Below are 11,730 nucleotides of genomic sequence, written 5' to 3'. Positions count from 1 at the left end.
ATGTAATCGTTTACATTGGCATAAAAAAAACGGCCCGCCTCTTAGAGTCCAATGTTGAAACTTTCAGTTGGCAGGCCGTTAAACCGTTTAGCCTTTATTTAGCTTTTTCGTACCATTCGTTAACTTCTTTCGTAATTTGCTCGCCGCCGGATTTCAGCCAGTTATCGACCATCGTGTCGAAGGAATCCAAAGGCTGTTGTCCATACACGATTTTGCTGTAGGTTTCGTTCAGCAGCTTGTTGAGCAATTCGTTTTTGCTTTGCATCGTTTCGGTCAGCGGTCCCATGTAGTAGTTCTTCATGCGGATATCCTTCTGATCCACAACGACCTTCATCGCGTCGATGTTTTCTTTGGTACGCGTATTAAACTCTTGCTTCTCGTACGGCGTTTCCGGCGCTGCGCCGCTTGCCAGCTTCACATGCGTATCCGCATACAAGGTCGGAATGCGCGCGCCTTCGTACGTGAGCGAGTAGAACAGCGGCGGCGCCGTTTGCTCCTTCAGACCAGGGAACAGCTCCGGATATTTCTTCGCGTCTGCCGTCAGCGTGCCGTCAGGGAGAAGCGCGTAGTCATAGCCTTCCGCGAAGCCGTTCGCGAATTCGCTGCCTGGCTGCGGATTCGCCGTGTTATCGAAGAACCAGTTGTAGTAGTGCAGAATCGCTTCCGGATGCTTGGAATCTTTGTTGATGAAGATATAACCGTTGGACGGCGGGTTGCCGCCTGCGGAACCGATTTTGCCGTCGTTGCCTGCAGGAACCGGATACGCTTTGAAAGTCGCGCCTGGAACGTTGGCTTGCAGATCCGGGAACGGCCATGCCGGCAGCCAGTTTGGTCCAAAAATAATACCTGCTTCGCCTTTCGTGAACAGCTCGGAGCCCGTTGTTTCGTCGAACAGTGCGGCATCCTGCGAAATGTAGCCTTTGTCCATCCATTCCTTCAGCTTAGCCAGCGCGTCTTTGGCAGCAGGGTTAATCGACCCGTGCTCCAGCTTGCCGTCTGCCGTCAAATTCCATTGACCTGGCATTGTGCCGTGCGCTCCGAATAAGAAGCCGATGTCCGTCATCCAGTTGTTAAAGCCGTTTTTAAAGCCCGTAGCCAGACCGATTGTATTCTTTTGACCGTCCTTGTCCGGGTCGCCGTTAACGAAAGCGTCCATTACCGCTTCCATTTCGGCAATCGTTTTAGGCGCCTCAAGACCTACGTTATCCAGCCAGTCTTGACGTACCCACATGACATGGTCGCCGTTGTACGCGTAGTCCAGAATCGGCAGCGCCATTTTTTGCCCGTCGCGGGTAATCGGCAACCAAATTGCCGGGTCCAGCTCGAGACCTTTCTTGTAAGTCTCATTCGCGTATTGGTCGACGAGATCCCCGACCGGCATGAACTGGCCGGAGTCGATCAGCATGTTAACCGTTTCCAAGTCGCCGCGGTATACGACGACGTCCGGCATTTTTTCGCCCGAAGAAAGCATCAGGCGCAGCTTTGTTTTATAAGCGTCATTCGTATTCGTTACTACCCAATTGTATTTCACTTCAATGCCGAGGCGTTCTTTGATCGTGCGGGAGAGCACGTTATCTTCAATGCTTTCGCCTTCCTTGAAGATTGCCGCGTTTTCGTTAAGACCCCATACGGTCGTCAGCGTGATCGGCGTCGTGTATTTGCCGTCTACGAAACCGTTATCGCCGCTTGGAGCCTCGGAAGCGCTGTTATTGCTTCCCGAGTTAGCCGAGCTGCTTGGCGCCGGTTCGTTGTTGCCGTTGCCGCCCGAGCATGCTGCGATTGCAACCGCAAAGGACAACGTCAACAGCAGTGATAGCCATTTTTTCATTTTGTTACCCCCTGTAAGTTAAATAATGTTATAAATAACGAATTTTTCATATTCGTTATAATGTAATCATAATTCCGTGCATGTACCATTGAAAGACCACTTTTTTGTCATTGATGCCATTTTGTCGCTTATTCTTTTACAGCTCCAAGTATAATTCCTTTTACGAAATAACGCTGCAAAAACGGGTAAACAAGCAGGATCGGCAGCGTGCCGATAAAGATTTGCGCCGACTTCACCGTGCGCTGCGAAATGTTTTTCAGCTCGTTGACATCGGGATTAATTTTATTGAAATCCTGTTGCACGATAACGGTTTGCAAAAAGGTAGATAATGGATATTTTCGGTAATCGGTAATATACAGCAAGCCGTCAAACCACGAATTCCAGTGCATCACCATCGTGAACAGCGAGATCGTCGCGATTGCAGGCATCGATACCGGCAAATAAATGCTGATTAACGTGCGGAATTGGCCGGCGCCGTCGATGAGCGACGCTTCCTCCAGCTCCTTCGGCACAGCGCGGAAAAAGTTCATCATCAGCACCATATTGAAGACATTAATCGCAAGCGGCAGCACGAGCGCCCACATCGTGTTCATCAGATCCAAGTTGCGGATCAGCATATAGGACGGCACGATTCCGCCGCTGAACAGCATCGTGAACAGGAAGTACCACATATAGATGGAGCGGCTGCGGAATCCTCTTCCTTCCTTGGATAGCGCGTAGCCCGCCAGCGTCATCAGCCCCATCCCGATCACCGTTCCGAGCACCGTCCGCTCTACGCCGACCCACAATGCGTTGTGGAAGTTATCATTATTAAGCGTTTTGCTGTAGGCCTCGAAATTAAAGCCGATCGGCCATAGTCCGACCAGGTTCGAGTTGGCCGGCGCGCTGGCGCTGAAGCTGACCGCAAGAATATGAATGAGCGGAAGTATGCAGGACACGCAGATGACGGCCAGCAGCGCATAATTGAATACGGAAAATAATTTATACCCTGTCGTCTTATAGTACATGCTTTTTCACCCTTTTTCTCTTGTCTCGTTTTAGAAAATGCGATATCCGGCAAATTTGTAAGCCAACCGGTACGCGATTACGATCAGAATCAAACCGATCACCGATTTGAACATGCCGACCGCCGTACCGAAGCTGTATTGTCCGTTCAAGATAGCCGTCCGGTATACGAACGTATCGATAATATCGCCCTTATCATAGACAAGCGAATTGTAAAGGTTGAAGATTTGGTCGAAGCCCCCGTTCAGGATGTTGCCCAGCGACAAGGTGCCCACCACGACAGCGATTGGAATCATCGCCGGCACCGTAATATGGATCGTCTGCTTCCAGCGGTTGGCCCCATCCACCTCGGCCGCCTCGTACAGCGCCGGATTGACGCCGGCCAGCGCGGCTAGAAATACGATCGTATTGAAGCCGAAGTTTTGCCAAATATCGCTCACGACGACTGTAAACCGGAACCAATCGCCGTCCGCCAGCCAAGGGATTGTCTCCACGCCCAGCGAGTTCAGCGTCGTGTTCACGATGCCTTTGCTGCCGAGCATATCGGTCAGAATCGCGCCGAGTATAACCCACGAGATAAAGTGCGGCAAATAAACAAGCGTCTGCACGACGCGCTTGAAAAACATTTTACGAATCTCGTTCAGCAATATAGCGAATACAAACGGCACAATTAAGCCAAACACGATTTTTAATCCGGAAATGACAAGCGTATTGACGATAACTTCCTTGCTGTCCGGGTATTCGAACATAAACCGGAAATGCTCCAGCCCGATAAATTTCGACCCGAATATTCCGTCGTAAGGCTTAAAGTCCTGAAACGCCATCACAAGTCCGCCCATCGGCACGTACGCAAAAATAAGCGTTACGATAGCCGCCGGCAGCAGCATGAGATGCAAAGGCCAAGTGCGACTGAACTTCTCTCTGTTCCGCTCTTTTTTATTTCGGCTGATTTGGCTTTGCTGCTGCAGCGGTTCGTTGATCGCACTCTCCACTGTGTTCCGCCCCTTTCCAAAAAATTGGTTTGTAATTTCGATTCTCTCCTGTAATATAATTCTATCAGCACTCTCTCCTAGGCTTATAGACCACGTTCTTTGGAACGATGCCAATTTCTTTGTCTCCTGCAGACGTTTATTACCACCGAGAGCGAGGAGTATCTATGCGGTTAAGAGAAAACACGTTCGCTAAAATTATGTCTCTTATTATTTTGCTATTAATTCCCATTATTTTATTGTATACGCTTTCTATTCGGACAAGCATTCAGGTCATCAAAGAAGAGATGCATTCGCTGAAGCAAAAGGATATTACCTATCTGGCAACCGAGATCGACCGGAGCGTAACGACGCTCACTTCTCTTGGCTTCCTGCTTAGCGAAGATATTCATATCCAGCAGCTGCAGACGCTCCATTTAATCGAAAGCGCTTACGAACGAAACGATGAACGGCTTCGCATTATGGAGCGGCTTCGCCTGCTGAACGTATCCCAGCGCTGGGATACCCAGTACAGCATCCTTGCTCCCGCGAATCAGCAGTTCGTCTCGACCAATACGTACCTGTCCTACGATCTGGAAACCGTCAAAAAGCTGCTGGCTCCGAACTGGCGTTACGAGGAGATGACCGTTCAAGGCTTTAAGCAGCAGCGGTTCGTCCGCCATATCGTGAAGCCCCGCAACAAGCTGGACAAATTGGAGGAAGCCGGCATCATCGTCGAAATCTCGTTTCCCGAGGAGCATATTATCAAAGATTTGGACACGTTCAAGGAAACAGGCAAAGGCGACCCGTTCCTGCTGGGACCCGATGGCCGGACGATCCGGAACAAAAGCGCGAATAAAGAGATGGCCGGCTATATCGGACAGCTTGTCCATTCGAAGGAGCTGCAGCCGAGCTCAAGCAATCAAATTGTCAAATTTGAAAAAAGCGATTACCTGGTCACCTTCGCGCATATCGAGACGCTCGATTGGTATTTGGTCGATTACGTTCCTATTGAAAATATTTTGCAGCCGATCGTCAAAAGCCAGGTTTTATTTTACGGTTCCGTTACGCTTCTGCTCATCATGAGCCTGCTAGCCGGCTATCTGCTGTACCGCAACGTGCAGCGGCCGATCGGACTGCTGATCCGCAATGTGAAGAGGCTGCAGGACGGCAACTACTCCGCGCGGATCAACGTCGATCCGAAGAACGAATTCAGCTATTTGTTCCAGCGGTTCAACGATATGGCCGCCGAGACGGAGCGGCTGATCGGAAAAGTGTATGTCGAGGAGCTGCGCCGCCGCGAAGCCAATGTGAAGCAGCTGCAATCGCAAATCAATCCGCATTTCTTATACAATTGCTTCGCGCTCATCCGAAGCTTGGCGAGACTCGATAAGAAGGAATCCGTCATGACGCTGAGCATGCATTTGTCCAAGTATTACCGTTACACAACACGAGTGGAGAAGCTTACCGCCACGCTTCAAGAGGAGCTGCAGCTGCTCGAGAGCTACCTGGAAATCCAGCGTTTCCATATTCAGCATATGACGTACCGAATCGATGTCCCGGAGTCGATGCTGTCGCTTGAAATCCCAAGGCTGCTGCTGCAGCCGATCGCCGAAAACGCCGTCCTGCACGGCATTGAGCAATACGACGGCGACGGTTTGATTACGATATCGGGCGCCTCGTCCGATGGCTGGAACACGCTGACCGTCGAGGATAACGGCGTCGGGATGAGCGAGGAGGCGCTGCAGAAGCTCGAGCGCGACCTGCTGGATACGCCGGATGACAATACCGGATGCGCGCTGTGGAACATTAGGCAGCGGATGCTGTTCCAGTTCGGCCCGGAAGCGTCGATCAGCTTCCGCATCCGGCCGGAAGGCGGAGTAAGGGTACAGCTGGCTTGGCCGGATAAGGGACAGCAGCAGGCGTCATAACGAATGAGACCAACATAGAGGAGCTGTAAGCGATATGTATCAATTACTGATTGTGGACGACCAGCCGGATCTGGTCGAGGATCTGGCGACGATGCTGCCGTGGAGCGGCATCGGAATCGGGAACGTCTATCAGGCGCACTCCGGCGCGGAGGCGCTCGACATTATGAAAGCTACGCCAATTGATATATTGATTACCGATATCCGGATGCCCGGCCTGTCGGGACTGGACCTGATCGAGACGGTCCGGGAGACGTGGAACCATATCAAATGTATTCTTCTGTCCGGCTACAACGACTTCGAATACGCGCAGCGCGCGCTCAAAAGCCAAGCGAGCGACTATTTGCTGAAACCGGTAGAGGACGAAGAGCTGCTTGGAGCGGTCAAGCGTGCGATCGGCGAGCTGGAGAACCGGTGGCGCGAGGTCAGCTCGCATCAGAGCGCACTCGCAACGCTTCGGGACAACCTGCCAACCCTTCGTTCGCACCTGCTAAGCTCCTTGCTTCGCAATGACCGGGTGCGGGAAGACGAGCTGATGCAGCAGCTCTCAATGATGGAGCTCAGCATCGGATGGAACTCGCCCTACTGTATGATGCTGCTTCGGATGGAGGATTATTTCTACGAGCAATCCGAGAGCGACAGCTCTCTGCTTGAATATGCGGTATGCAATATCGCGGAGGAAATTTTCGAAGACCATCAGCTGTGGTATGTGAAGGACGAATACGGCTATTATGTGTTTCTTATTCTGCCGAGACCGAATTTGCCTGAAGCCCGCATGGCGCAAGCGATGGTCCCGCAAACGATTGAGCAGAAGGTTGCTCATCTTCAGCACTATGTGAAGCTTTATTTGAAAGGAACGGTCTCCCTTGTTCTAAGTAAGCAAGGAACGTTCCCGGAGAAGCTGTCTGCCTATTATGAAAGCTTGCTTGGAAGCTTCCGCCAGCGTATCGGCGGAGAGAGGGATTTCCTGCTGACGCTCAGCGAGGAACAGCAACACGGCGAAGGAGAGGCGAACTCTCTTACCCAGCTTTATCATCCGCCGCTGCTTAACCATCTGCTTGAGGCCGGCCAGTGGGACGGTGTGAGCCGGAAGCTCGACGATATATTCGAGGAATTAGAGCGGAAACGCGGCGATTCCCACGAGCACATCCTGGAGACGTATTACGCGGTCGTCAGCTCGCTCAGCTATGCGGTCCATAAGAACAAGCTTTGGCTGTCGGAATGTCTCGGACAGGAATTTAATCAATTGCTAAGCGGCCCCCGCTTTCATACGATCGCTCAGCTAAGATCGTGGATAAACGATGCGATTGCGGCCTATAAAGCCTGCATGACGGACCGTACGCAGGATTCCCGGACGGGACTTATTCAGAAGGTGCAGGAATACGTCTCGAACCACCTGGCGGACGCATCCCTGCAATCTATTGCGGACCATGTCTATTTGAACCCTTCCTACCTGTCCAAAGTGTATAAGCTCGAGACCGGGGAAGGCATCAGCGAATATTTGTCCCGCCTCAAGATGGAGGCGGCCGCTCACATGCTGCGGTCATCCTCTGATAAGATATACGAAATCGCCGCCAAAGTCGGGTATCAGAAAACAAGTTATTTCATTAAAGTGTTCAAGGACCGGTACGGCATCACGCCTCAGGATTTCCGCGACCGTTAGCCGCGTCCGCAAGGAAGACAACCGCGCTGCCGGAAGCCCGAACGGCGCGGACCCGTCCGCGCTGCTCCAAATAATATAAATGAGCCAGCGTCTCCGACATGGCAAACCGCAGGTTATGCGGATTCTCCCGCAGACGAGCCCCGAACAGCTTCTCGCATAGGTCGAAAGCGGTTTGGGGCTCTTGCGCGAGCAGTTCTTCCATTTCCTTCAGCCTTCGATCATGGTGACGGATCAGCTCGTCGATTCTAGTCCTAAACGCTTCGAACGGATCGCGATGTCCCGGCAGCGCATAGTCCACTTCATAGGCTTTCAGCGTTTCTAGGCTGTTAAGGAACGCGGCCAACGGATCCTTCTCTTCCCCCGGCACGACGCTGACATTCGGTGTTATGCGCGGCAGCACTTGATCTCCGCAAATCATCCACCGAATGTCTCTCTGATAAAAGCAAAGCTGGCCGAAAGCATGCCCCGGCGCGTCAATCATCTCCCAGTTTAAGTCTCCGAGCCTGATCGTCTCTCCCGCTTCCATGTAGGTAACTTGCGGCTCCGGCAGCACGCGGGCGATAAAGCTGTCCAGATTCGCTTCGATCGAATCCATCACTTCACCTGGCATTCCGTGCTCCAAGTAGAGCTCGCGAAGCGCGGAAGGGAAGTCGCTTCCCGGGCCCCATAAGCGTCTCGCGTAAGCATGGGCACGCCGGCTCATCCATACTTCGCAGCCGCTCTTCTGTTGAACATACCCCGCAAGACCGTAATGGTCGGGATGCTGATGCGTCAGCAATACCCGTTTTATCGCTTTCCATTCGATGCCGAGGCCTGCCAGCACATCCTCCCATAGCGCTTTGGCCTCCGCGGTGCCAAGCCCCGGATCGATTACGGTGAAGCCGTCCGCTTCCGGCACGATATAGCTGTTCACCCAGCGAAGCGAAAAGGGCAGCGGCACTTTCACCTGCACCCATCCCCGGTCCAGCCTCGCTATCGCTTCCGTCCATCCGCTTCTCTCACCTATTGTTCTCATTGCTGTTGTCTTCTCCTTCATTTCCGCCCGAAAGCAGGGAAGTCCGTTCTCTACATTAGAAAAGCCTAGTTCGTTTTCTTAACAAGCCGAGCCGTACTGCGCAGCTCTTCGATTGTGCCCGCGCCGATTCCGAACATCGCAGTGCGAAGCTCGAACTCTATAATTTCGAATTGGCGCAGCAGAAGATCAAGGGATATGTCCTTTGCAGGACCTGCGGCTTGAGGCAGCAGCGCCCGTCCGAACCCTGCCAAGTTAGCGCCGAGCGCCAAAGACTTCGCCGCATCCACACCGGTGACAAGCCCGCCGCTAGCTATTAAGCTTATGCCCGGCAGATGGCTTCGAATCGCCTGAACACTCTCCGCGGTCGGAAGACCCCAGTCTGCGAACGCCTCCGCCGCTTCCCTGCGAATGGGATCCTTCACGCGGAACTTCTCCACCTGGCTCCATGACGTGCCGCCGGAGCCCGCCGCATCGATGAAGGAAACGCCGGCCTCACTTAGTCTGTATGCCGTTTCGCCGTCGATGCCCCAGCCGACCTCCTTCACGCCTACCGGAACGGCGCTGTTTGCGCAGACGGCCTCAATCTTCTTCAGCAGCCCGGAGAAGTTCGTATCTCCCTCCGGCTGAAAAACCTCCTGCAATCCATTTAAATGCAGGACAAGCGCGTTCGCTTCCGCCAGCTCCACCGCGCGCCGGCAGTTCTCCACGCCGAATCCGTAATTCAGCTGCACCGCGCCTACATTCGCGATAACGGGAATCGTTGGCGCTTCACGTCTAATACGGAATGTCTCCGCCAGCTCTTCCTTCTCAATCGCCGCGCGCATCGAGCCGAGGCCAATCGCCCAGCCCCTTTCTTCCGCCGCAATCGCAAGACGCCGGTTAATCGCTCCCGCTTCATCGGTTCCCCCGGTCATGGAGCTGACTAGCAAAGGCGCCTTCATGAGACAACCCAGCCATTCGGTGTCCAGCCGGATATCAGTGAAGCTCAGCTCAGGAAGCGCGTTATGGATAAAGCGGTATTGCGCAAGCCCCGTGCCGCCGCCTTTGCCTTCCACGTCCTCCTGCAAGCAGATTCGAATATGCTCGCCTTTCCGTTTAGCTGTCTCGCCCGATGGCTCATGCCGTTCCTTCAATGCCATTCCTCCTGTTTCCGTTCCTCTGCATGATATGGATAAGCATAGCATACTCTTGAAACTTTTTCTTCTGCCCCATGGCGAGGAGAAATACGGTTTGATGATGATCTTTACAATCATTTGTTTGATTTTTTTAATCATAATTATTGTTTATCCTCTTCGTTTCATATACACTTAAATCATAAGGAATGCGTGAGAACACCAAACATTGGGAGGCCTAACCATGGAGCTTAAAATTTTTGAAACGTCGGAGCAGCTTGATGTGTACGCAGCGGAGCTCTTCACCAAGCTGATTAACGAAAAACCGAACGCTGTGCTGGGACTTGCCACAGGATCGACACCTATCGGTATATATGAGAAAATGGTAGAAAGCTATCATCAAAAAAAAGTGAGCTTCAAAGGCGTCACGACATACAATCTCGACGAATATGTCGGCCTTACGCCGGATAACGATCAAAGCTATGCCTATTATATGAATAAGCATCTCTTCTCCCGCGTAGATATTCCCTCCGGTCAGGCCCATCTGCCTAACGGAATGGCGGAAGACCCGGAAGCGGAATGCAAGCGGTACGATGCCATGCTGAATGAGCGTCCGGCCGATATCCAGCTGCTCGGGCTTGGCCACAACGGCCATATCGGCTTTAATGAGCCGGACGATAAGCTGACAGCCGGCACGCATGTCGTGAAGCTCAAGGAAGAGACGCGCGAAGCGAACGCCCGCTTCTTCGCTTCGATCGACGAGGTGCCGAGAGAAGCGGTAACGATGGGCGTAGGCTCCATATTGAAGGCAAATACGATTCTGCTGGTTGTGCGCGGTTCGGATAAAGCCCGGATCGTAAAAGAAGCTTTGACGGGTCCCATTACGACTCAGGTTCCCGCTTCGTTGCTGCAGACACACCCGAGGTTAATCGTGCTGGTAGATCGGGAAGCAGGGAGGTTTCTGGAGTAAATGACACAAACAAACTCGTCTTGGTACATTCATAACGTAAACCTTGTGCTGGAAGAACAGGTTGTTGCAGGCGGCGTGCTTGTCAAAGACGGTAATATCGATACGATTATTCCGAAGGACTCGGAGAGCGGAGAAGTCCTGCAAGGGGATGTCGCGAGAATTGACGGCAAGGGCGGCTGGCTGCTTCCCGGCTTTATCGATATGCACGTCCACGGCGGCTTCGGCGGCGATTTCATGAACGCCGACCGGGAAAGCTATGACCGGATCACGCGTTTCCATGCGTCGAATGGCACAACAGGAATGCTGGCGACTACGATGACAGCGTCTAAGGAAGCGATCGAGGCTGTTCTGAACGCCGTTACCTCCTATCAAGAAGCCGGGATGCCTTATGCGGCCTTGATCGGCGTTCATTTGGAAGGCCCCTTCATAAGCGAGAAATGGCCAGGCGCCCAGAACCCTGCGTATATTATCGATCCGCAGCTTGACTGGCTGAAGAGCTGGAAAGCGACACATCCCGGCCTCATTAAGATGCTGACGCTGGCGCCGGAGCGGCAAGGCGCTGTCGAAGCGATTGCCTGGATGGCCGAGAACGGCATTATCGCCGCTGCCGGCCATACCGACGCCTATTATAAAGATATCATCGCCGCCGCAGACGCGGGGCTGTCGCATGCGGTTCATACGTATAACGCCATGCGCGGCTTGCATCACCGCGAACCAGGGACGCTAGGCGCGGTATTGTCGGACGACCGAATTTATGCGGAGATTATCGCCGACGGAGAGCATGTGCATCCTGCTGCTATTGCCATCCTGCTCGCCTCAAAGCCGCTTGACAAAGTGATCCTGGTAACCGATGCGATCGAAGCTGCAGGCATGCCTGACGGAACCTATGAGCTTGGCGGATTGGCCGTCGTTGTAAAGAACGGAACGGCAAGGCTGCGTGAGGGCAATAACCTCGCGGGAAGCAGCTTAACGATGATTAAAGCGTTCCGTTATATATTGGAACATACGAAGCTGAATATAGTAGACGTCAGCCGTCTGGCAAGCGGCAACCCTGCTAGAGAGCTGCGCATCTTTGATCAGACCGGCTCCATCGCTGAAGGGAAATATGCCGATCTTGTCTTAACAAACGCCGAACTGAGCGTGGAGCAGACGTGGGTGCGCGGCCGGTCGGTATTCTGCAAGGATGAAATTTAACGGATAACCGAAAACAGGCGTTCCTAAAAGTCAGTGATGACTTTCGG

9 protein-coding genes are annotated in these 11,730 nt (G+C 52.9%); 4 read left to right on the top strand and 5 right to left on the bottom strand.

Going from position 1 to position 11,730, the window contains the following annotated elements:
- Positions 1-94: 94 nt before the first annotated feature.
- The 3 genes from D3P08_RS19645 to D3P08_RS19635 form a co-directional block, all read right to left on the bottom strand.
- Positions 95-1,828, bottom strand: a complete 1,734-nt coding sequence (locus tag D3P08_RS19645; RefSeq protein ID WP_119601717.1) for an extracellular solute-binding protein — start codon at positions 1,826-1,828, stop codon at positions 95-97.
- Positions 1,829-1,956: 128 nt separating this feature from the next.
- Positions 1,957-2,835: a carbohydrate ABC transporter permease gene (locus D3P08_RS19640; RefSeq protein ID WP_119601715.1), complete on the bottom strand. Its 879-nt coding sequence runs from the start codon at positions 2,833-2,835 to the stop codon at positions 1,957-1,959.
- 30 nt (positions 2,836-2,865) lie between these two features.
- Entirely contained in the window at positions 2,866-3,720 is an 855-nt protein-coding gene (locus D3P08_RS19635) for an ABC transporter permease (RefSeq protein WP_119601922.1), read from the bottom strand.
- 269 nt (positions 3,721-3,989) lie between these two features.
- Between D3P08_RS19635 and D3P08_RS19630 the strand changes: the two genes are divergently transcribed.
- Together D3P08_RS19630 and D3P08_RS19625 are read left to right on the top strand one after the other, a co-directional pair.
- Positions 3,990-5,732, top strand: coding sequence for a cache domain-containing sensor histidine kinase (locus tag D3P08_RS19630; RefSeq protein ID WP_162848537.1), 1,743 nt, complete (start codon positions 3,990-3,992; stop codon positions 5,730-5,732).
- Between the two features lie 34 nt (positions 5,733-5,766).
- A complete protein-coding gene (locus D3P08_RS19625; RefSeq protein WP_119601711.1) occupies positions 5,767-7,392 on the top strand; it encodes a response regulator in 1,626 nt (541 codons plus the stop codon).
- Here the strand turns inward: D3P08_RS19625 and D3P08_RS19620 are convergent.
- Positions 7,364-8,407 (bottom strand): MBL fold metallo-hydrolase, encoded by a 1,044-nt coding sequence (locus tag D3P08_RS19620; protein WP_119601709.1) that lies wholly within the window; start codon positions 8,405-8,407, stop codon positions 7,364-7,366. The two genes, D3P08_RS19625 and D3P08_RS19620, sit on opposite strands and share 29 nt — an antisense overlap.
- Before the next feature lie 65 nt (positions 8,408-8,472).
- On the bottom strand, positions 8,473-9,546 hold the full coding sequence (gene fni, locus D3P08_RS19615) for a type 2 isopentenyl-diphosphate Delta-isomerase (RefSeq protein WP_119601919.1): 1,074 nt from the start codon (positions 9,544-9,546) through the stop codon (positions 8,473-8,475).
- A 217-nt stretch (positions 9,547-9,763) separates the two neighbouring features.
- On the opposite strand from fni, the gene nagB reads away from it, so the two are divergent.
- Positions 9,764-10,489: a glucosamine-6-phosphate deaminase gene (nagB, locus tag D3P08_RS19610; RefSeq protein WP_119601707.1), complete on the top strand. Its 726-nt coding sequence runs from the start codon at positions 9,764-9,766 to the stop codon at positions 10,487-10,489.
- Positions 10,490-11,683 carry an N-acetylglucosamine-6-phosphate deacetylase gene (gene nagA / locus D3P08_RS19605; RefSeq protein ID WP_119601706.1) on the top strand — a complete coding sequence of 398 codons (1,194 nt, stop codon included), beginning with the start codon at positions 10,490-10,492 and terminating at the stop codon, positions 11,681-11,683.
- The last annotated feature ends 47 nt before the right edge of the window (positions 11,684-11,730 follow it).

Source organism: Paenibacillus nanensis, from assembly GCF_003583765.1.
GTDB lineage: Bacteria > Bacillota > Bacilli > Paenibacillales > Paenibacillaceae > Pristimantibacillus > Pristimantibacillus nanensis.
The sequence above is the reverse complement of the archived record's forward strand: the minus strand, read 5'-3'. Positions and strand labels throughout refer to the sequence as shown.